Here is a 20,882-nt window from a genome sequence, read left to right as displayed (position 1 = left end):
ACTTTCACCGTTATACGGCGAAGGGAGCTGTCGGTGCTGTGCCTATCAAAGAAGCCTACGCTTAACCTTCTTTATTGAACGGCTCGTCTGCTACTTTGATGGAATCTGTAGGGCAACCATCGCAAGCATCCTGCATATCATCAAACAAATCTTCTGAGATTGCCTTGATGCCTTGGTTTGCATCCCCTTCAAAGATCACTTCTGCCAAACCTTCATCATCATAATCATAAATGTCTGGTGCTGTAGCGCCACAGGCTCCGCAAGCAATGCATGTATCTTTTTCTACCCAAGTGTATTTAGCCATAACTTTTCTCTTCCTCCTATACAGTCAAACAAACCAGCTTTTGCATTCTATTCACATATTAATACAAACCCAATATTATTACAAATTATTTTCCTTTATCCTTCATGCAAAAAACACTTATAACGTAAGCTTCTGATGTTTGCAATAAATCACCCAGAAGTTCACTCCGGAGTTGGTAGATTGTCTTTTTGCAGCGAAGTTCCGCGCAACTTGGAGTTGCGAAGAAGTACCGAAGGATCATCTCCCAGCATCCCAGCGGTCAAAATTGCATTTTCACCAAACTTATCGCGCAGTGCATCCATCGTCTTCAATAAGCTTTCCTTCTTAGGCTGATCCTGGTATTCAAATAGATCCATTTGAACGGCCGCTTCCTCCTTTGGAATGAGCTGCTGTAGCGTAATCCCCAGCAAGCGCACAGGCTTATCTTCTCCCCAATGGCGACGATACAACGCACAAGCTTCCTTATATATGTCCTCTGCACTTTCCGTAGGAGTGCTCCTGACTTGAGAACGCGTAAAGGTCTTCATATCCGGCGTCCGAATCGTCAATTGTATACCTCCTGCCAGCATACCGTGTCGTCGAAGCCGCCGGGCTACCTGATCACTAATGTTAAGAAGTACCCGTTGGGCTTCTTCCAGCTTTACCACATCCATAGGCAGGGTAGTCGTGTGACCAATGGACTTGTTTGGCTCCCGTTCAGTGCTGACTGGAGAATGGTTAATCCCATTAGCGGCCAATTTTAACCACGAACCCGTCACACCAAATACGCCAACCAGCATATGCTCATCAGCCTTAGCTAGTTGTCCAATGGTGCGAATGTTCATTTGTAGAAGCTTATCTGCCGTTTTGCGGCCCACACCAAACAATTGACCACAAGGAAGGTTCCACAAAATGTTGGGTACATCACGCAAACGTAGAATAGATATCCCGCGTGGTTTTTTCAGATCAGAGGCCATTTTGGCCAGCAACTTGTTGGGAGCAACTCCAATTGAACAGGGCAGACCCAGTTCGTCCTCTACTCTGCGCTGAATTTCCTCAGCAATTTCCATAGGTGTTCCAAACTGTTTGGATCCAGAAATATCCAGATAACACTCATCAATTGAAGTTGCTTCCAGCATAGGCGTATATGAATAGGCAATACTCATAAATGCCTTGGAATAACGACGATACAAGTGAAAATCAGGCTGTATTACGATGAGCTGCGGACAGATCCGGCGAGCCTGCTGAACGACCATCCCTGTTGAAATGCCCAATCGTCGAGCTTCATAAGAGCAGGTTACAATTACACCTTTGCGCAGCTCACTACTGCCTGCCACCGCGGTAGGCAGTCCCTTATATTTCTCCGGCTCCTCCGCTGCATGAACGGAACAATAAAATGCATTCATATCCACATGCAGAATAACTCGTCCACCAGCCGGATAATAAGCACTGACATCTTTCATGCTCAACCCTTCTTTTTAACTGTAAATTCACCCGTCATCGCGGGAATATGTGTTTTGATTTTATACTTTAGATACCCTTAAATGCTATTTCTATTTTACATAAAAAATAAAGGTTTTGCGGCTAAAAATGATAATTATATATTACATTTGAAGTCATAAGTTGATATAATCGACTAACATACAAACACGACAAACTAACGCTTTCCTGTTTTTAAGCTTTAAACAACTAAATTAATGTGCTTAAAAAAGCAGAGCATCATCAATCTGAGCAATCCCCAAAGGAGGAGTCCCTCATGTCCACCGCTATTTCTATCTTTGACACAACGCTGCGAGACGGCACTCAAGGAGAAGGAATTAGCTTGTCTGCTGATGACAAATTGAAAATCGCCAAAAAACTCGATGATCTCGGTGTTCATTATATTGAAGGCGGGATTCCCGGAAGCAACAGCAAGGATATCGAATTTTTCAAACGGGTACAAGAGCTAGGCCTTCAGGCAAAGATTGTCGCCTTCGGCAGCACGCGCCGCAAAGATAGCATCGCAGCACAGGATGTCAATCTACAACGAATTCTGGAATCCGGCGCTCAGGCTGCTACACTTGTGGGTAAATCATGGGATTTTCACGTACACACCGCCCTACAGACGACACTGGAGGAAAATCTGTCTATGATTTACGACTCCATCGCCTTTTTAAAGCAAGGGGGCATGGAGGTTATTTTTGATGCCGAACATTTTTTTGACGGATATAAAAACAACCCCGAGTATGCAATCGCCGTTATGAAAAAAGCAGAAGAAGCAGGCGCGGATTGGCTCGTGATGTGCGATACAAACGGCGGTACCCTACCGCATGAGATTCAGGAAATTGTCACTATGCTGCAAAGCCAGATAACGAGGTCGCAGTTGGGTATTCATACACACAATGACTGCGAATTGGCAGTAGCGAACTCTCTAAGTGCTGTACAAGCAGGCGCAAGGCAGGTTCAGGGTACCATCAACGGCTACGGTGAACGGTGTGGTAACGCTAACCTGTGCTCCGTCATTCCTAATTTGCAGCTCAAACTGGGCTACGACTGTCTAGATACTGAGAAGTTAAATCAACTCCACAATACAGCCCGCTTTGTGAGCGAAGTCGCCAACGTCAATATGCCTGTGAACCAGCCTTATGTAGGCAATGCAGCTTTTGCCCATAAGGGGGGCATCCACGTGTCAGCCATTCTGCGCGACTCGCGAACTTATGAGCACATCGCTCCTGAACTCGTGGGGAACAAGCAACGGGTCTTGGTCTCCGAGCTGGCCGGGCAAAGCAACGTGGTATCCAAAGCGCAAGAGCTGGGCATCACCCTTGACCCATCTAGTGATGAGGCACGTGGCGTAATTAGCCGCATCAAGGAACTGGAGCATCAGGGGTACCAGTTTGAAGGCGCGGATGCTTCGTTGGAACTGCTCATTCGTGAAGCAGGTGGTGAAGTGAAGGAAATGTTCTCTTTTGAATCCTTCAAAGTGCTGGTAGAGAAAACTGCCGGCCGCCCGGTCGTATCCGAGGCATTTTTGAAACTGAATGTCGCAGGGACGAGTGTCTATACCGCAGCTGAAGGCAACGGTCCTGTCAACGCGCTCGATAACGCACTCCGCAAGGCTCTTTCTCAATATTTCCCTGCCTTGCGGGACATGCATTTGGCTGACTACAAGGTACGTGTGCTTGACGAAAAGGATGCCACTGCCGCCAAGGTACGTGTGCTCATTGAGTCTAAAAATTACGAGGACGTCTGGAGTAACGTAGGTGTATCTGAAAATGTAATCGAAGCCAGCTGGGAAGCTCTCTTGGACAGTTTCCGTTACGCACTGTTGGAAGCACCGACTCCAAAAAACGATCAGGCAGAGCTTACTCATCATGGATTAGTTAATCACTAATCAGGTGCTCGCATGAGCTTATAAGGTGCCTTTGGGGGTCTACTCAGCTCCCAAAGGCACCTTCTTTTTTTCAAGAGTTTCTATTTTGCGTTCCAACTCCTGCTCACTGAGCATGCCGATTATGATTTCGCGGACCTGTCCATGATGATCAACCATTACATGGGTTGGAAAAGCCACTCCTCCAAATCGTTCAAACAATGCTCCTTGCTCATCAAGTAAAATGGGAAATTTGAGATCCAAAGAGCGGGAAAACTTCTGTACATCCTCCAATCGATCATAGCGAGTTACATTGATACCATAGACATCCACCTCATCTTTGTACTTACTATACAACTCATTCAGCATAGGCGCTTCTAATCGGCACGGATCGCACCACGAAGCCCAAAAGCTAATAACCAAAGCTTTATTGCGCGTGGCCCCTACATCGTAGGTCCTGCCATTTAACCCCTTTAAAATCATAGAAGGAAGCCGCTGCCCAGGCTTTATCTTTTTCATTACCTCTACCGCATCTGTTTCATCCTCTACCTCTTTCTCAGCTTTAAGTCTTTCTCTACCGTATTCCTCTTTTAATGGTGCATTTTCCATGGACAGGTTTGCTGCATAAGTTGTGTTTTCAATAACTCCCCACGAAGCCCCAACCACAACCAGCATAACCATCGCTCTGATGAAAAGAAATCTTTTCACAGTCGTATCACCTGTCTTTCGTCTAAATAACCCTTACCTTCTCCATAGGATGCCCATACTGTTCCCACCTCTAACCTTCTAAATCTGAACAGGACGAAAAAAAACAGCAAACCCACGAAATCGCGAACTTGCTGTTTTTATGCTATGCCTTGTACTGAATCAGGCATGACTTAAATGCGCGTAGACATCTGCCAAATTGGTCACATTACGCTTCAACATTTCCTGAACATAAGCAACCCACAGCTTAGCCGTCATTTTCGCATCCTCTAACGCATGGTGCCGTCCTTCAATCGGAATGGATTGATAGGTCAACAATTCATCCAAACTGTAGGTTTGATGTTGCTGTGGCTCAAGCCATTTGGCAAGCATCATCGTATCCAGAACACGGTGAGTCAATTGAACTTTAGATGTTTTCCATAACGCAGCATTCAAAAAGGCCTTGTCATGAGCGCTAGCATGTGCCACAAGTACTCGCCCACCTACAAAGGACATAAAGTCGTGCAGTCCGTTCATAAGCGGTGGAGCTTCATCCGTCATTTCCCGGGTAATCCCAGTTAGCTCGGTAATATGCTCAGGAATCACAGTCCGTGGATTAACAAGCGTATAAAACTGCTCTTTTTCCATAATCATGTCCCCGACAACCCTAATCGCCCCGAACGATAAAATCTCATCTCCATGCTGTGCTGAAAATCCCGTTGTCTCCAGATCAAAAACTACCGTCTCCAAACGATCCAGCGGGGTCCGCAATACTTCAGAGCGCCGTTGCTCCCGGGTTAAGGAGCGAATAAACGCCATCTGCTGAGCCGTAGGAGCCCCCATTACAGATGCGATCGCAGACGGCACTCCTCCTCTGCGGAGAGCGCTCCAGAAGCCACTTCCCTGCGCTGGTTCCTTCATGACCTTCTCCCTTCCATAAATCGCAACTGCCTTTGCAACGCACGATGCAGTCGTCGTACTGTCGAAAGCGCCTCGCGCAACTCATGCCAGCCTTTACTTTGTTTGAGCGGCTTTACAGCCAGGTAGCCATTGCTGACCAGCAATCCATCATTCTTCTTCACTGGAGTAGCCATTCGAAGCTGAAGCGCGATCCGAAAGGCTCGCTCGCAAGCATCGAGTAAAGGCAACGGCGCCGCTTCTAATGATGCGAGACGACTGAGCCTTTTGAGGGTGGAGGTTTCCTCTACACCATGTTGCAACGCCAAAAAACGGACTGCGTTCACCAGCGGAATGTACAACCCGTATTTCACATCAAAATCGCCCGCATGCTCACCGAAGCGCTCGGTAACAATCTGACCTAAAATATTAAGTGTCGCTTTATGCCTCACCGTGTTCCGAAGTACCGCTGAGGGTAAATCAGGATGTTTTCGGAACAACTCATAAAAACTTCGTTTCCAGTTTGCAGATAATTGCTCATCTCCAGCGATATGCCTCATATCAGACGAGATAATCAGATAACGGATCGGCTCCCAAGCAAAATCGTCCGACCATTTCGTTAGCTGTTCTTGCCATCCAGACAATGTTTGGCGCCACAACGGCTCCGAGCACATTACTTTCCCCTCACATTTGGGATATCCCAAATACTCTAACATCGCAGACACTCTGCGACCAAACTCTCTAAAATACAATTCTTTATTAGCAGATATTGTGTCACTGATAATCATACCGTTATCCTGGTCACTCCACAGCGTCGATTCCGAGCGCCCCATGCTTCCGAAGGCTATAAATGCATAAGGGACGGGAGGAGGGCCGAAGCCATCCTCAACCATCCCTTTTTCACACATTTGTACAGCTCTGGCCGCGATGCGGTCATGCATTTCATTCGCCGTTCGTAACCAGTCTGATAACGGAGCGGAGGCTTGGGAAGCCAGCAGCCATTTTTGAGAGTCGACCCTGGCCTGCCTTAGCGATTCAGGCGTATCTGCTTGATCAATCGCTTCAGCGGAACTCACCCAAGAGGCCATATTTTGCAGTTCCATACTTCCATCTCCTCCGCTCATCCATACTGGTTCTTTATATTTTACATATTAGTTCACAATTCCAGAACGCTTTTCAGCCTCGGCAACCAACTTCATTTGCTCAGGATAGCCGTACGTACCGTGTTCACTGATATCCAGTCCCATCGTTTCTTCCTCTTCCGTAACGCGGATACCCATAATCGCTTTCATCGCACCCAGAATAATGAAGGAAATGACGAACACGAAAGCCAAGGTGCCAATCAGTCCAAGCAGCTGTACTCCTAATTGGGTAAATCCACCACCATAGAACAGACCCGCTTGACCTACACCTGTTATTTTTACAAGCTCAGGAGTAGCGAAGAACCCTGTGGACACTGCGCCCCACATCCCTGCAACACCATGCACGGAGAAAGCATATACCGGGTCATCTACTCTTGCACGCTCGAACCATTGCGCTGTGAAGAAAGTGACGATCCCTGCAACTGCACCAATGACCAGTGCCGCCCAAGGGGCTACAAAGGCACAAGAACCAGTAATAGCAACCAAAGCCGCCAGCACACCGTTTAGCATAGCAGGAATATCTGCCTTTCCATATACCATCCAGGATACGAGCAAAGCGAAAACTCCACCTGCCGCAGCAGCAATATTGGTAGTCAAGGCCACATATCCAAAGAATCCGTCGTTCATAGCCGATACAGCACTACCTGGGTTAAACCCAAACCAACCAAACCAGAGAATAATAACACCCAAGATAGAGTACACCTGATTATGACCAGGGATAATGTTCGGCTTGCCATCTTTATTGAACTTGCCTAGACGCGGTTTGAGCAGCAGTGTAGCGACGAGTGCCGCCGTAGCGCCTGTCAAATGGACTACCGTCGAACCGGCATAATCCTGCATGCCTAACTTACCAAGCCATCCGCCGCCCCACACCCAGTGAGCTACAACCGGATAGATCACGATAGAGAACAAAATACCGAAGATAATGTATACACTTAATTTTGCACGCTCTGCCATTCCCCCACATGCGATAGAAAGTGATACCGCAGCGAAAGCAAAGTGGAACAAAAACATAATTGTAATCGGAACATCCAGACCTGAAAGAGCATCAAACGATGCAGCAGCATTCGTACCACTCATGAAGAAACCCGTCAGTCCCATAAATCCGTTGCCGCCATCATTACCAAATCCGAATCCAAATCCAAGTGCCCAGAAGGACAAAGCCGCAACACCTGTGGTGAGAATCGTTTTACCAGCGACATGGCCTGCATTCTTCATTCGTGTCGAGCCTGCCTCCAGCAATGCAAATCCCGCTTGCATAAAAAATACAAGTATAAATGCCAAGAACGTAAAGGCCGTGTTTAGCCCGGCTTGAAGTTGAATATTTGTCGGACCGTCAGCAGCAAACGCACCTACCGGAAAAGCTAATACTGTCAGCATGGCCAATAATACAACTAACCACTTTTTTCTCATGAAGCCCACTCCCTCGAATGTTAAGTTTCTTTACATTTCGTGAAATTCTTATTGTCATTATAATCAGAATACATGAAAGTTGACAAGATTTTTTTTATTATGTTAAAAAAACATGGTCCCAAACACTCCATGTCACATTTACTAACTATAAAAGTAGCTTGTTTCCGTCCAAAAAAAGCATGACGTTTGACTGTATGGTTGGGAATCATGTAAAATATTCTTTATATACACTCCGTTTGCAAATGCTAATATTGAAGGTTGAACGAAGAGCGCGAGGTGAAGACAGATGGGGATATGAAGCTGTATCGAATTGGTGAGCTAGCCAAGGCGGCTGGTGTCAGCGAACGAACTATTGATTATTACACAAAGCTTGGTTTGATCACACCTGAAGAACGATCATTGAAAAATTATCGTCTTTATAATGATGAAACCTTAAACAGGCTTGAACGTATTAACCAAATGAAACAAGAGAAGTATAGCCTTGAGGAAATCAGACAGACACTGATTAAATGGAACTCGGTCGCGGGGGAAGAGCACGTCACTGACAAACTAACGAGTCTAGAGATGCACATGCAGCGTCTAGAACGTGAAGTCAATGAACTACAGCCTCTTTTGGGGCAGCTCAAGCCCGTTCAAGCGCGCAAGTTGCTTACTGGTCTACTACCACAAAGCGCCGCTTGTATCGAAGCTCTGAAGTATCTGCTGGAGCATAGTTCTATGATGTAGATGCCCGGGCTATGATGAACAATAATGGAGGGTTGCTTTATGATGGGTATGTATATATTGATTATTCTTGCGTTCGGATTATCCTTATGGGCGCAATTCCGTGTAAAAGGTACTTTTAATAAATGGTCTGATGTCCCAAATGAAAATGGGTTAACCGGTTATGATGCAGCTCGGCATATGCTGGATCGCAATGGTTTGCATGATGTGCCTATTGAACCAGTACCTGGTGCGTTATCTGACCATTATGATCCAATGCAAAGAGTCGTGCGGCTATCCGAGCCCGTTTATTATGAAAAATCGATTTCTGCAGTTGCCGTAGCTTGTCACGAGGTCGGTCATGCCATTCAGCATAAAGAGCATTATCCCATGCTAGCACTCCGTCATCGGATCTTTCCGATCGTAAACTTCGCTTCCGGGATTGCACCATTTCTGCTGATTGCCGGTTTCTTATTCAGCTATACGAACCTGATTGGCTTGGGTATTATCTTTTTCTCGGCTACTGTTGCCTTTCAATTAATTACATTACCGGTTGAATTTAATGCTTCCAACCGCGCCCGGGAAATTATGGTTTCCGAAGGGTTTATCCGTAGTGATGAAGAACGGGGTATCGCCAAAGTATTAAATGCTGCTGCATTAACTTATGTGGCTGCAGCTCTCGTTTCCTTGCTGGAACTAATTCGCTTAATCGGTATCTTTAACAGCCGGGATTAATTGCTTGTGTTGCAAAAAAGGTTGTTCCTCCACCAAGTTAACGGTAGAGGAACAACCTTTTTTTCTTTATCTAAAACCAACCAGCTATACTCACTGCCCTAAATCCGCTTTTGCACTTCCATTCGGAGTAGCAACACTACCTTTAAGACCAAAATATTGCAACAAAAAAGTCCGGAATGACTTTGCAACTAATGGTAGCTTGTCATCTTTGCGATGAATCAAGCCTATAGTTCGCGTGACCTCTGGATCAACAATTGACACTCTTGCAGGTTGAAGCGGGTTGGTCTGAAACAACGCCATTTCAGGCAAAAGACTGACTCCCATACCAGCCGCAACTAATCCGCGAATCGTATCTGTCTCTTCACCTTCAAAAGCAATATCTGGCGTAAATCCTGCCTCCAGACAAGCCTGCCAGACAATCGGGCGTAACGAATATCCATCTCTGAACAGGATGAATTTTTCTCCTTTAAGCTGACTCAGCGTGATGTGTTTGGCCGTGGCTAAAGGATGATTGGGCGGGAGAACAGCAAACAACTCCTCGGTCAGCACCACGTCCCCCTCTACATGATCATGACGATCTGGAAAAGGAGATACAAAAGCCAAATCCACCTCACCCGCTAACACATCACGAATTAAACTCGGGTACATCCCCTGTTTAAATCTGAATTTAACATTGGGATACCGCTTTCGGAATTCAGCCACCACCGTAGGAATAAGATGAATCCCCAAACTGTGCGGAAAACCGATGCGGATTTCGCCCCCCTCAGGGTCCAAAAACTCATGAACCTCCAAAACAGCTCGCTCTAGATCTTTTATAATCGTCTCAACCCGTTTACAAAATAGCTGTCCCACTGGCGTTAGCTGCAAATTGCGACCCTTTTGCATAAAAAGATTAACTCCCAGCTCCTCTTCAAGCTGATGAATTTGCCGGCTTACCGCAGATTGCGCCACATGTAGCTCCTCGGCTGCCTGAGTGACATGTTCTTTTTGCGCTACCTTCATGAAGTATTGCAACTGTCGTAATTCCACTCCGATATTCGCTCCAATCTGTTTTTCAACATCCGGAAGAAGACGTCAATCGAACATCATCCTCTTTCTTACCCTGCTAACTTACGGTAAAACTGTCTTTAGTGACGTTTGCGTTGGCCAGTCAATCTGATCATTAATCCATAAAGGAAAAACCCACTGAGTAATCCCCCGAAGTGAGCCGTCCAGTTAATGTTCGCTACAGCGAAAGAAAACAGGATACCAAACCCAAGCAGCGTGTACAGCGTTTTGCGCGAGGCGTCATCCATCAGTGACCGCTGGAACAGGGCAACGTATAGGAATGCTCCATAGATGCCATAAATCGCTCCTGAGGCCCCTACAGAGACTGTCGTTTCCGCCATCATGTTGTAATGCGCGATGGACAGTATGTTCCCTACAATGCCCGTGACCAGATACAATAACACATAGCGGAAGGACCCCAGCAAACGCTCCAGCGGAGGAGCGAATACGAGTATGGCGAAGGAATTGAACAGAAGATGATCAAACCCTGCATGTAAAAACATGGCTGATACATATCGCCACAGCTGATCAGTGAATGGCGCTTCATTAATCAAAGCTCCATATCGGATCAGCGTCAAACTATTTTCCGATCCACCCTGTACGGTGAGTACAATAAACATCACAATATTAATGAGCAAAATCAGACAGGTCACTGGGTAAAACCGCAAATAACTTTTCCAGTTCTCATAACGTAAAAAAATCAAGGCAATCCTTCCTTCATGGGTGTCTCCACCTTATTCAAATTGGACAATGTCTTTTATAAAAGATTATAATAGATTTCGGCAACGATAACCAATGCTAAAAACCAAGGAGGCTATTACATATGGCACAAGAACGTACAGGAGCTGCTACTTTTAAAGGCAATCCTTTGACACTCTTAGGTCCTGAACTGAAGGTTGGAGATCAGGCACCTGATTTCAAATTACAGAAAAACCTGCTAGAAGCAGCTACTCTCCAAGACTTTGCGGGCAAAGTCAAATTGATCAGTGTTGTTCCTTCTTTGGATACAGGCGTGTGTGACGCACAGACTAGACGTTTTAACCAAGAAGCTGATTCCCTTGGGGATCAAGTCGTGGTGCTAACTGTCAGCGTCGATCTGCCTTTCGCTCAAGCTCGTTGGTGCGGTGCTGCTGGTATCGACCGCGTATTGACACTGTCCGACTATAAGGATCATTCCTTCGGCGAAGCTTATGGTGTGTTCATCAAGGAATTCCATTTGGATCATAGAGCTATTTTTGTAATTGATCAAAATGACAAAATCGCTTACGTAGAATACTTGAGCGAAATGTCCGAACATCCTGACTATGACCAAGCGATTGCAGCAGTGAAAAAACTCGTCTAAATCAGACTGAATATTAAAAAAGCGAGTGAAGGGTTGCCTTCCTCGCTTTTTTGACGTTTGTCTGCCACATCACTGCTCACGCATCTACATTACTGCACGACCTTATGAGCGGACAGCTTCTTATCAATCACAGCGAACAGTTGCAAAATGATGCGGTAATTCGCGCCCAAGTCCCCTAGCGATCCGCGTGAAGCAGAATAAATATCCACCGCACTCCGAACTGGCGAGACGGACAATATGGAAACGGTAATGTCGACGGTTCTACCGAACGCCGTTCGCTTCTCTAACGTAATCTCACCTACAGATGCTACCTCATGGAGTACCTTGTAGCCAGGAATTTTTTTCAAAATAGATGATACTTCTTCCCAAGCCTTGTCTCTCGATAAGTTATAATAGCGTGTCTTCATTTGGGGGTCCTTGACCCGGTCGCTTGTACCTTCTTGGCTGCGCACAATCCCTACCAGAGTCCTCTTCAACGACAAGACATTTCCTCCTTCACGATAATCGTTGCCATAATGCAGCACATCGGTTTTTTTGCTGCAAGCGCTTTATAAAAACGTTAAACAACAAAAAGTTAACCGACCATACCTGTGGTATGCGACCTTAGTACCTCATGTCTTAGTTTAACATTGTTGCATACAAAAAACACCCTGTTTCTGCACGAAGCATGAACAGAGTGTATTCATTATCTTTGGAGTACCCGCCGATGCCGTCCGACCATAGCGTCTTCTGAACCTGCTTTAGCAGGTGGGTGACCGCAGAATAAACTTTTGAAGTCCCCTTGTCAGGAATTGACAGGGCTTTTCAGCTATTCATCCGTATAGATCTCCCTAGACATTGTCATTGGTTCAAAACAACAAATGACCGTAACGTGCATCGCAGGATGTGACCTTATTATAGCGCTTCTCACTCAGAAAGTAAATGCTAGGAGAAATATGTTTTATTTTTAGGGGTTATCACTTTTTTTGTCTTCAATGCTTGCCGTATCTTCATCTTTCTGCTTCATCTTTTCCATTTGATCCTGCATTTTGAGGAACGTTCCGTAAAAATTAAAGAAAGCGAACCAGGCAACCACGCTGCCAATGAAGAATAGGAAAAGCACAGGATATTTGACTCCGATAAATATAACAACAGCGCTGCCGAGCAGTGTAGAAAATACACGAAATGGTCGAATCAGCGTCAGTAACACCGCATTTTTAATAATTTGTCCGGTAGACATATGATAATGAGCCACCATCGAAAAGAAGTTAAACATAGACACAAGCAAAATAATGATAAGAATAAGCATAATTACGCCGACGATTTGCAAGTTGCTGAGTTGTGTCATATACACGGTATAATCCACATACATGATGACAAACAGCAACGTGTAAAAGATACCCCCGATCAAACTTTGCTTATAATTCTCTTTATACCCTTTAAAAAAGGTACGAAACACGCCCGTATCGGTATCGGCCATTACCCATTTGCGAACCACTGTAAACATAGCCGATGTGGCTGGAAATAAAGTAAGCGGTGCCAAAATAGCCATCGCCCAATTCATTTGTAAAGACTCATTAGCCAAATTCTGATTCATTACAAGTAGTTTCAGTATGAGGCAGAACACAAAAGGCGACGAACATAACACCCATAACAAATTTGTAGCCGCCAGTCGGGTAATCCACTCGGTCAGGCGGTAAATACCACCCATAGCTCCTTTAAACTCCAATGTCAGTCTCTCCCTCCGCAAGCCTTGGCAGTTCCAAGACTCATGTTGCTATGCCTGTAAATTCCGGCTCTTGACTATATCATACCGTATTTCAGCCCTAATACGCCAGTGAAATCAATACGTGACCCATTAAAGCAGATCTCTAAAAGGTTCATACATACTGATTAATCATAACAAAAAAGCCGAAGCTTCATCTGCTTCGACTTTTCATTATTTCATTTCTTATTCGGAAGAGGAATCTTCACGTCTTGCAGGACGACGAGTTTCTCCATTGCTGCTCGGGCGTGGTTTGCGATCTCCACTGTAGCGGCTTCCGGAATCACGGTTGTAGCCACCGCCTTCTTTGCCACGGTTGTAACCGCCATATCCACCTTTGCTTCCACTACCGCCACTACCGCCAGAACGGTTGGAATTGTAACCACCGTTGCTGCGACCGCTATAGTTAGAAGGCTTGCGACCGCCAGAACGCACGTCTGGTTTACGACGTTTTGCACGGATTGGATCTTCTGGAGTCAGTTCAATCGATGCTTCTCTCTTCTCACCAGTCATCAGCTTCAGAGCTGCAGAGAGAAGTTGTACAGAATCATATTGCTCCAGCATTTGAATAGCCAAACCTTTGTACTCGTTCAGCTCACCGCTTTCTACAGCCTCTAAGAGACGTTCAGCAATGATACGTTGTTTACCTTCCAGAGCTTCAGCCAACGTTGGAAGCGGCTTGCGTGGAATGCGGTGACGAGTTACACGTTCGATAAAGTGCAAATGGTCAATTTCACGAGGCGTTACGAAAGACCAAGCTTCCCCTTCTTTACCTGCACGTCCAGTACGTCCAATACGGTGAACATAGCTTTCTGGATCTTGCGGAAGGTCAAAGTTCACAACGTGAGTTACGCCGGAAACGTCCAAACCACGGGCAGCTACGTCAGTCGCTACGAGCACGTCGATGCTTCCGTCACGGAATTTACGCATTACAGCATCACGTTGGTTTTGAGACAAGTCACCGTGTAAACCGTCTGCAGAATATCCGCGTTTTTGCAGAGCTTCAGCCAGCTCGTCTACCCGACGCTTGGTACGACCAAATACGATAGCAAGTTCTGGGGATTCCATGTCGATCAAACGGCTCAATGCTTCGAATTTTTGACGCTCAGGAACTTCTATATAGGCCTGATCAATCAGTGGAGCACTAACTTGTTTAGGAATAACTGAAACATGCTCAGGATTTTTGAGGAATTGCTCAGCCAATCTTTTAATATTAGGAGGCATTGTAGCCGAGAAAAGCATCGTTTGACGCTCGTCTGGAACTTGCTTCAGAATGGATTGAATATCTTCCATGAAGCCCATATCCAACATTTCATCTGCTTCATCCAAAACAACTGTGTTTACATCTTCCAGCTTGATGGTTTTGCGATTAATATGGTCAAGCAAGCGTCCTGGCGTACCAATAATAATTTGAGGTTTCTTTTTCAAAGCACGAATCTGGCGTACGATATCTTGTCCACCATAGATTGGCAAAGTACGAAGACCTTTGAAACGAGAGAGTTTTTCGATTTCTTCAGCTACCTGGATAGCAAGCTCACGTGTTGGTGCCATGATCAGGGCTCTGATTTTTTCGTCGCTTCTAGAAATTTTGTTAATCAGCGGAATACCAAACGCAGCGGTTTTACCAGTACCTGTTTGGGCTTGGCCAATCATGTCTCTGCCTTGCAGTGCAATCGGGATGGATTGGGATTGAATTGGTGTTGCTTCTTCAAAGCCCAGTTCTGTAATCGCCTGAATTACTTTCGGTTCAAGATCAAATTCTGCAAATGTCGTCAAATTTATTCAAACTCCTTCATAATGGTGGATGTGGTGGACAATCCACAATGTTGTCTGTATTCTTAAGTAGCGATATTATTGTATAAGTTTTCCCCAATACAGTGACAGTTTATTTAGACCTATAACTGTATCTTTCTGTAATAAATTTGGGGAACCTATCCGATACATCTTAAACGAATTTATCCTTTTTAAAACAGTTTAAATTTTAAGTGTTTCTCTGGACATAGGTCCCTACTCAAGAATATCCACATCGCATTATAGCACAGAACAATTCATGAATACCAGCAAGTTGCTTCCCGTATAATTTAAATGAGGTGAAAATAAGTTGTTAAAAATAGTGTTAAACTGCTTAACTGTCATTCTTGGAGCCGCTGCCATTGCATGCGGTTTTAATCTGTTTCTCGTGCCACACCACTTGCTGAGCGGGGGAGTAGCCGGTCTTTCCATGTTAATTGGCTACTTCACAAAATTTGATATCAGCGCGATGTATTTTATTATCAATATTCCGATGCTTATTGCAGGCTGGTTTATTTTAGGCAAGCGTTTTATTAGCCTGAGCATTTTATCCGTTGTCGTTACAACGTGGATTTTGGCCTGGGTGCCGGTGCAATCTGTCGTGTCGGACCCCCTGCTAGCCTCCGTTTTTGGTGGGGTGATGATCGGCGTTGGAGCAGGAATTTCCTTTCGGGTAGGGGGTTCTACGGGCGGTTTTGACATTATCGGTTCCATCGTCACTCGTTATCGTGACTTCCCCGTAGGAACTGTACTTGTTGGCATGAATGGACTGGTCATTCTTGCAGCAGGATATTTGAACGATGATTGGAATATTGCACTTGCGTCGATGCTATCTATTTTTGTGACTGGCAAGGTATTGGATCAAATCTATGTCAGTCACACGAAGATTACCGTCTACATTATTACAGAACACACCGACAAGCTACTGGAGCGGATGTTAACCACACCACGCGGTGTTAGCAAAATAAAAATTGAAGGCGCATTTTCACATACCGAAAAGGACATGCTGATGACTGTCACGACACGCTACGAGCTAGTTGAATTAAAACGGATCATTAAAGAAGTGGACCCTTCAGCTTTTGTCAATATTGTGGAAACGGTTGGGGTGATGGGTTCATTTCGCCGAAGATAAGCACAAACCCAAGTGTCAAAATACAGTTTCTGTGGTACACTATATGTGCGCTGTTCCCATAGTATATAAAGACCAGCTTTACCTGCTATTTCACAGGCACTTTGCTTTTCCGAATCGTATTGAATGATTCTTTTGGAATGATTCCGAGCAGGAAAGGGTGATTTTTGTGGAAATGGAAACGGTAAAACTGTCCGACATTGTCTTAAGATGGTACCCGGAAATGCTCCCTTCTCTCAAAAAGGATGAGCTGAACTCGATGATTGTGCTTCGGGACGGGATGGCCATACTCAAGCCAACGGATGCGCTAGAAATTATTCAGTACAGTATTTGCGAGCATCAAGACAATAATTATCTTCAATAAATTTCTTTACCAAGTGCCGCTTCTTCCGGTTACATCTACAACCGCGAAGAGAGCGGCATTATTTATGCATTTTTATGGATTCAATGAACACAGGTTGGGTTAATCATGTAAGACTGTGCCTGATGATTCCAGTATTGGTTACAAGCGTGTTGTTTTTCGATACATAACTTTACGTATAATCAGGTAAGCGACATACATAAGGGAGAGAGTTAGGAAATGAATATGATTTGGGCAATTATGCTATTGGCGATGGGGATAGGCGGAAACGGCGATCAGTCAGCCAACGCTCCAAATGTAAAAGATACGGTGGCAACAACAATTAGTAGCGCCATGATCCAGGCTCAGCACAATAATATGAAGGTGGATGCCTCTAATCCTCCAGTTAAAATTGACCCACAACCGACGACTCCTGCTATCAAGGGCATCTATGTCACGGCTTATAGCGCAGGCGGTTCGCGTATGACTCAGCTGCTTGAACTGCTTGACAAGACAGAGCTCAATTCCATGGTTATTGATATTAAAGACGATGCAGGTTACATCACTTATCCAACGACCAATCCCGAGTGGCTCAAATTGGGCAAGCCGCAAAAATTCATTCGGGATATTTCCGGTTTGATGGACCGATTGAAAAAGCATAATGTTTACCCGATTGCTCGTATTGTCGTATTTAAAGATACGGTACTGGCTAACAAAAATCCCGAGATGTCTTTCCGTAACCCTGACGGCTCTGTCTGGAAAAACGGCAAAGGAGACGGGTTCGTCAATCCCTATAATAAAGAAGTATGGGATTATAATATCGCCATCGCTAAGGAAGCAGCCAAACGTGGTTTTAAGGAAATTCAATTTGACTATGTACGTTTCCCCGAAGGCTTTGAGAAAAGAGCAGACAAGCTGAAATATACCAAATCAGATCAATCCCGCTCGGATGCAGTCGCTGAATTCGTACAATATGCCCGTAAAGAGCTTGCTCCATTAGGTGTACGAGTATCGGTAGATATTTTCGGATATGCCGCATCCGTTCCTGCTGCGGAGGGGATCGGACAGGATTTCACTAAAATCTCCGAAAATGTGGATGTCATTTCGCCCATGGTTTATCCAAGTCACTACACCACAGGCTGGTTCGGTGTAAAAGACCCCGATAAGAATCCATACCAGACGATTAAAGGCTCCATGGCCGATACACACAAAAAGCTTGATCCGACGGGCAAGCTAAAGCCAATTATTCGTCCTTGGATCCAGGATTTTACCGCAAGTTGGTTGGGGAGCGGACATTATGCTAAGTATGGAAAAACTCAAGTAGAGGACCAAATTCGAGCGCTTAAGGATATGAAAGTGGACGAATATTTACTTTGGAATGCCACAAACCGCTATACTAGCGGAGTAACATACAAATAATTTATCTCTCCGGACTTTTTATTATTTTATATAAAATTTAGAAATTATATAATCATTTCGAAGGCTGTCCCGTTGTTTGGCGAACGGGTGCAGTCTTTTTTATTACTGTTCAAATGTATCGGTATCCCTTACAATAAATACTTACATGTTATGATACATACGAATAATCAATCCCTAGTAAATGAGGAAAACAAAAATGCAATTGACTCTAACAACGGGACAGAAATGGAAGCAACTTTTCTACATTTTGTTCCCTATCCTGATTACCCAGCTTGCACTATCTGCCATGACTTTTTTTGATACGAATATGTCGGGACACTTTTCCCCTGCCGATCTGGCTGGAGTAGCCATTGGAGTAAGTCTATGGGTTCCTGTACAAACAGGCCTTAACGGAATACTTATGGCTATCACGCCCATTGTATCTCAATTGGTAGGAGCACAGCGCAAAGATAAAGTCTCCTACTATGTCATTCAAGCACTTTGGCTCTCTCTCGCCCTGTCTATGGTCGTTTTGATTGCTGGCATCATTTTGGTCAAGCCTATTTTGAACGGTATGAATTTGGAATTAAGAGTTCATAATGTGGCACTATACTACCTTTGTGCGATGGCTTTCGGGATTGTTCCTCTATTTGCCTACACTGTACTCCGAAGCTTTATGGATGCATTGGGACAAACCCGCTTTACGATGTTCATCACGCTCATGTCATTACCCATCAATGTATTGTTAAACTATCTTCTTATTTACGGAAACTGGGGTTTTCCGCGTCTGGGAGGTGTAGGCTCCGGAGTGGCAACGGCAACCACCTACTGGATCATCATGCTGGTCGCCTGTATCACTACGCATCGTGGAAAAATATTTGCCGAATACCGAATCTTCAGCAAAATATACGGGATTGCCGCTGGTGCTTTGAAAGAGCTCATCAAGATTGGCGTACCGATTGGATTTGCTATATTTTTTGAGACTGCCGTCTTTTCAGCCGTCACTCTCTTCATGAGTAGCTATAATACAGCTACCATAGCCGCACATCAGGCCGCCATGAACTTTGCATCTACGCTGTATATGATTCCACTCAGCATTTGCATGGCACTTACGATTCTAGTTGGCTATGAAACAGGGGCTGCTCGTCCGCGGGATGCCAAAGCTTATAGTGTAATGGGAATTAGCAGCGCAGTAGGTCTATCACTGATTACAGCTATTGTACTGCTTATCTGGGGTGAACAGGTCGCTCGACTTTACTCCACCGATCCGCAGGTCATTCAATTGGCACAGCATTTTCTAATCTATGCGATTTTCTTTCAGATATCTGATGCTGTCGCTACACCTACACAAGGAGCGCTACGCGGGTATAAAGACGTCAATCCAGCCTTTTTGCTCACATTCCTCTCCTATTGGGTCATTGGGCTTCCTGTAGGATATATACTGGCACGCTGGACTTCATTGGGGCCCTACGGCTACTGGATCGGTTTGATAACAGGGTTGGCAGTAGGCGCTATTTTACTTCTCTGGCGTCTGGTGAGAGTACAACGTCGTTTCGCCGAAAAAAAACAACACGCAGAGGCTATTTAGCCTTTGCGTGTCTCGATTACATATGCTGCGCCTAAAGTTATTCGTTTTTTCTCCACAATAGCCACTTCGTTCAGCTTGGGAGGATATAGAAAGTGTCTCTCCACATGTTGTTCAATCTCTTCAAATGCCTGTTCTTCATTTTCAGCAGCGAGAATGACGGTCAGCGCTCCTTCCGAACTGTCCACTTCGATTTTGAATAGGTACATATATGACTACCTCCTGATAGGACTCAAAGCTAAAAAAATAGCGGATGACTCGGGTCATCCGCATAATTTTGATCATTTCCAATATCAGAGCCGATCTATTTTACATAAAGGCTCTTATTATTGGGACAAACGCAAGGCCAGCTCATAAAGCTCCATATTGAAATCTTTTTTGGTATTTACAACCTTGTCAATATCTGTAGCTACCAACTTACCGTCGATCATTCCGCAAGCCTTGTCAGATATGCCCTCGATCAATTGGCGAACAGCAAAGTCACCCAAACGGCTCGCCAGGTTGCGGTCAAACGCTGTTGGTGTGCCTCCACGTTGGATGTGTCCAAGCACTGTAACACGAGGCTCATAATCCGGACAGTTTTCTTGGATAACTTGTGCTACTGTTTCGCCTTTGCCTACACCCTCAGCAACGATAATGATACTGTGGCGTTTACCATGCTTAAAGTTTTGTTTCATCCGGTCGGATACTTCGTTCAGGTCAAATTCTACCTCAGGCACCAAAATCGTTTCTGCGCCAGAAGCCAGACCCGCATGCAGAGCAATATCACCACAATGACGTCCCATAACTTCCACGATAGAAGAACGTTCATGGGATGACATCGTATCACGCAGCTTGTTGATTGCGTCCACTACGATACTAACCGCCGTATCAAAACCAATAGTGTAGTCCGTGAAGGAAATGTCGTTGTCAATCGTACCCGGAAGACACATCGTTTTAATGCCTTGCTTGGTCAGTTTGTTAGCTCCTTGGTAGGAACCGTCGCCACCAATCACGACTACGCCGTCAATTCCACGGTTACGCAAAATTTGAGCGCCTTTTTTCTGCCCTTCTTCAGTCGTAAATTCCAGGCATCTTGCAGATTGAAGTACAGTTCCCCCACGTTGGATGATATCTCCGACGCTTCTCAGATCCATTGGAAAAATATCGTCGTTCAAAAGGCCTTGATACCCACGTTGAATCCCGAATACCTCCAGTCCAAAATACAATCCGCTACGTACGACGGCGCGAACTGCCGCGTTCATCCCTTGTGAATCTCCACCACTTGTTAATACTGCAATTTTCTTAACTGCTGTCATGAT

At 45.1% G+C, this 20,882-nt stretch carries 21 protein-coding genes and 1 other RNA gene; 8 read left to right on the top strand and 14 right to left on the bottom strand.

Annotated features, from left to right (window positions below):
- Positions 1–61 precede the first annotated feature (61 nt).
- Entirely contained in the window at positions 62–304 is a 243-nt protein-coding gene (locus ACWGXJ_RS09255; RefSeq protein WP_013309730.1) for a ferredoxin, read from the bottom strand.
- A gap of 161 nt (positions 305–465) precedes the next feature.
- Positions 466–1,746 (bottom strand): DNA polymerase IV, encoded by a 1,281-nt coding sequence (locus ACWGXJ_RS09250; protein ID WP_023988030.1) that lies wholly within the window; start codon positions 1,744–1,746, stop codon positions 466–468.
- A gap of 293 nt (positions 1,747–2,039) precedes the next feature.
- On the opposite strand from ACWGXJ_RS09250, the gene cimA reads away from it, so the two are divergent.
- Complete coding sequence (gene cimA, locus ACWGXJ_RS09245) at positions 2,040–3,656, top strand: citramalate synthase (RefSeq protein ID WP_250261794.1); 1,617 nt, start codon at positions 2,040–2,042, stop codon at positions 3,654–3,656.
- 39 nt (positions 3,657–3,695) lie between these two features.
- Here the strand turns inward: cimA and ACWGXJ_RS09240 are convergent, their stop codons facing one another.
- From ACWGXJ_RS09240 to ACWGXJ_RS09225, 4 genes are all read right to left on the bottom strand, one after another.
- Entirely contained in the window at positions 3,696–4,340 is a 645-nt protein-coding gene (locus ACWGXJ_RS09240) for a TlpA family protein disulfide reductase (RefSeq protein WP_452566605.1), read from the bottom strand.
- Between the two features lie 159 nt (positions 4,341–4,499).
- Complete coding sequence (locus ACWGXJ_RS09235) at positions 4,500–5,237, bottom strand: exonuclease domain-containing protein (RefSeq protein WP_061828597.1); 738 nt, start codon at positions 5,235–5,237, stop codon at positions 4,500–4,502.
- Positions 5,234–6,316 (bottom strand): DUF294 nucleotidyltransferase-like domain-containing protein, encoded by a 1,083-nt coding sequence (locus ACWGXJ_RS09230; protein ID WP_250261796.1) that lies wholly within the window; start codon positions 6,314–6,316, stop codon positions 5,234–5,236. Before ACWGXJ_RS09230 ends, ACWGXJ_RS09235 begins: the two co-directional genes overlap by 4 nt.
- A 48-nt stretch (positions 6,317–6,364) precedes the next feature.
- Positions 6,365–7,768: an ammonium transporter gene (locus tag ACWGXJ_RS09225; RefSeq protein WP_039270006.1), complete on the bottom strand. Its 1,404-nt coding sequence runs from the start codon at positions 7,766–7,768 to the stop codon at positions 6,365–6,367.
- A 294-nt stretch (positions 7,769–8,062) separates the two neighbouring features.
- Between ACWGXJ_RS09225 and ACWGXJ_RS09220 the strand changes: the two genes are divergently transcribed.
- Complete coding sequence (locus ACWGXJ_RS09220; protein ID WP_023988024.1) at positions 8,063–8,494, top strand: MerR family transcriptional regulator; 432 nt, start codon at positions 8,063–8,065, stop codon at positions 8,492–8,494.
- A 39-nt stretch (positions 8,495–8,533) separates the two neighbouring features.
- Positions 8,534–9,205: a zinc metallopeptidase gene (locus ACWGXJ_RS09215; protein WP_023988023.1), complete on the top strand. Its 672-nt coding sequence runs from the start codon at positions 8,534–8,536 to the stop codon at positions 9,203–9,205.
- 90 nt (positions 9,206–9,295) lie between these two features.
- Here ACWGXJ_RS09215 and ACWGXJ_RS09210 read toward each other — a convergent pair whose 3' ends face one another.
- Positions 9,296–10,234, bottom strand: coding sequence for a LysR family transcriptional regulator (locus ACWGXJ_RS09210; protein ID WP_039270004.1), 939 nt, complete (start codon positions 10,232–10,234; stop codon positions 9,296–9,298).
- A gap of 98 nt (positions 10,235–10,332) precedes the next feature.
- On the bottom strand, positions 10,333–10,956 hold the full coding sequence (locus ACWGXJ_RS09205) for a rhomboid family intramembrane serine protease (protein ID WP_061828599.1): 624 nt from the start codon (positions 10,954–10,956) through the stop codon (positions 10,333–10,335).
- A 119-nt stretch (positions 10,957–11,075) separates the two neighbouring features.
- On the opposite strand from ACWGXJ_RS09205, the gene tpx reads away from it, so the two are divergent.
- A complete protein-coding gene (tpx, locus tag ACWGXJ_RS09200) occupies positions 11,076–11,594 on the top strand; it encodes a thiol peroxidase (RefSeq protein ID WP_023988020.1) in 519 nt (172 codons plus the stop codon).
- Between the two features lie 89 nt (positions 11,595–11,683).
- On the opposite strand, the gene ACWGXJ_RS09195 is transcribed toward tpx, so the two are convergent.
- From ACWGXJ_RS09195 to ACWGXJ_RS09180, 4 genes are all read right to left on the bottom strand, one after another.
- Positions 11,684–12,076: a DUF1499 domain-containing protein gene (locus tag ACWGXJ_RS09195; protein WP_013309718.1), complete on the bottom strand. Its 393-nt coding sequence runs from the start codon at positions 12,074–12,076 to the stop codon at positions 11,684–11,686.
- A gap of 211 nt (positions 12,077–12,287) precedes the next feature.
- Positions 12,288–12,482, bottom strand: a non-coding RNA gene (ssrS, locus tag ACWGXJ_RS09190) — 6S RNA.
- Between the two features lie 58 nt (positions 12,483–12,540).
- Complete coding sequence (locus tag ACWGXJ_RS09185) at positions 12,541–13,302, bottom strand: YesL family protein (protein ID WP_452566604.1); 762 nt, start codon at positions 13,300–13,302, stop codon at positions 12,541–12,543.
- A gap of 222 nt (positions 13,303–13,524) precedes the next feature.
- A complete protein-coding gene (locus ACWGXJ_RS09180; RefSeq protein WP_029516709.1) occupies positions 13,525–15,114 on the bottom strand; it encodes a DEAD/DEAH box helicase in 1,590 nt (529 codons plus the stop codon).
- 325 nt (positions 15,115–15,439) lie between these two features.
- On the opposite strand from ACWGXJ_RS09180, the gene ACWGXJ_RS09175 reads away from it, so the two are divergent.
- From ACWGXJ_RS09175 to ACWGXJ_RS09160, 4 genes are all read left to right on the top strand, one after another.
- The gene (locus ACWGXJ_RS09175) at positions 15,440–16,261 is read left to right on the top strand and encodes a YitT family protein (protein WP_025722295.1); all 822 of its coding nucleotides are present in this window, start codon (positions 15,440–15,442) and stop codon (positions 16,259–16,261) included.
- A gap of 172 nt (positions 16,262–16,433) precedes the next feature.
- The gene (locus tag ACWGXJ_RS09170) at positions 16,434–16,622 is read left to right on the top strand and encodes a hypothetical protein (RefSeq protein ID WP_080683009.1); all 189 of its coding nucleotides are present in this window, start codon (positions 16,434–16,436) and stop codon (positions 16,620–16,622) included.
- A gap of 216 nt (positions 16,623–16,838) precedes the next feature.
- Positions 16,839–18,017 (top strand): putative glycoside hydrolase, encoded by a 1,179-nt coding sequence (locus tag ACWGXJ_RS09165; protein ID WP_452566603.1) that lies wholly within the window; start codon positions 16,839–16,841, stop codon positions 18,015–18,017.
- Positions 18,018–18,213: 196 nt separating this feature from the next.
- Positions 18,214–19,584: an MATE family efflux transporter gene (locus tag ACWGXJ_RS09160; RefSeq protein ID WP_452566602.1), complete on the top strand. Its 1,371-nt coding sequence runs from the start codon at positions 18,214–18,216 to the stop codon at positions 19,582–19,584.
- Here ACWGXJ_RS09160 and ACWGXJ_RS09155 read toward each other — a convergent pair.
- Positions 19,581–19,790 (bottom strand): DUF3906 family protein, encoded by a 210-nt coding sequence (locus ACWGXJ_RS09155; protein WP_013309710.1) that lies wholly within the window; start codon positions 19,788–19,790, stop codon positions 19,581–19,583. The two genes, ACWGXJ_RS09160 and ACWGXJ_RS09155, sit on opposite strands and share 4 nt — an antisense overlap.
- A gap of 117 nt (positions 19,791–19,907) precedes the next feature.
- Positions 19,908–20,879 carry a 6-phosphofructokinase gene (gene pfkA / locus ACWGXJ_RS09150; protein ID WP_061828603.1) on the bottom strand — a complete coding sequence of 324 codons (972 nt, stop codon included), beginning with the start codon at positions 20,877–20,879 and terminating at the stop codon, positions 19,908–19,910.
- Positions 20,880–20,882: the final 3 nt, after the last annotated feature.

The organism is Paenibacillus sp. S33, from assembly GCF_053615415.1.
This window is presented reverse-complemented; position numbering and strand designations above follow the sequence as displayed.

Excerpts from the sequence above, each read along its gene's own strand:
- pfkA (WP_061828603.1), bottom strand. The coding sequence starts at position 20,879 with ATGACAGCAGTTAAGAAAATTGCAGTATTAACAAGTGGTGGAGATTCA.
- ACWGXJ_RS09215 (WP_023988023.1), top strand. The coding sequence starts at position 8,534 with ATGATGGGTATGTATATATTGATTATTCTTGCGTTCGGATTATCCTTA.
- ACWGXJ_RS09165 (WP_452566603.1), top strand. The coding sequence starts at position 16,839 with ATGAATATGATTTGGGCAATTATGCTATTGGCGATGGGGATAGGCGGA.
- ACWGXJ_RS09250 (WP_023988030.1), bottom strand. The coding sequence starts at position 1,746 with ATGAAAGATGTCAGTGCTTATTATCCGGCTGGTGGACGAGTTATTCTG.
- ACWGXJ_RS09255 (WP_013309730.1), bottom strand. The coding sequence starts at position 304 with ATGGCTAAATACACTTGGGTAGAAAAAGATACATGCATTGCTTGCGGA.
- ACWGXJ_RS09235 (WP_061828597.1), bottom strand. The coding sequence starts at position 5,237 with ATGAAGGAACCAGCGCAGGGAAGTGGCTTCTGGAGCGCTCTCCGCAGA.
- ACWGXJ_RS09160 (WP_452566602.1), top strand. The coding sequence starts at position 18,214 with ATGCAATTGACTCTAACAACGGGACAGAAATGGAAGCAACTTTTCTAC.
- ACWGXJ_RS09170 (WP_080683009.1), top strand. The coding sequence starts at position 16,434 with ATGGAAACGGTAAAACTGTCCGACATTGTCTTAAGATGGTACCCGGAA.
- ACWGXJ_RS09230 (WP_250261796.1), bottom strand. The coding sequence starts at position 6,316 with ATGGAACTGCAAAATATGGCCTCTTGGGTGAGTTCCGCTGAAGCGATT.
- ACWGXJ_RS09155 (WP_013309710.1), bottom strand. The coding sequence starts at position 19,790 with ATGTACCTATTCAAAATCGAAGTGGACAGTTCGGAAGGAGCGCTGACC.
- cimA (WP_250261794.1), top strand. The coding sequence starts at position 2,040 with ATGTCCACCGCTATTTCTATCTTTGACACAACGCTGCGAGACGGCACT.
- ACWGXJ_RS09220 (WP_023988024.1), top strand. The coding sequence starts at position 8,063 with ATGAAGCTGTATCGAATTGGTGAGCTAGCCAAGGCGGCTGGTGTCAGC.
- tpx (WP_023988020.1), top strand. The coding sequence starts at position 11,076 with ATGGCACAAGAACGTACAGGAGCTGCTACTTTTAAAGGCAATCCTTTG.
- ACWGXJ_RS09225 (WP_039270006.1), bottom strand. The coding sequence starts at position 7,768 with ATGAGAAAAAAGTGGTTAGTTGTATTATTGGCCATGCTGACAGTATTA.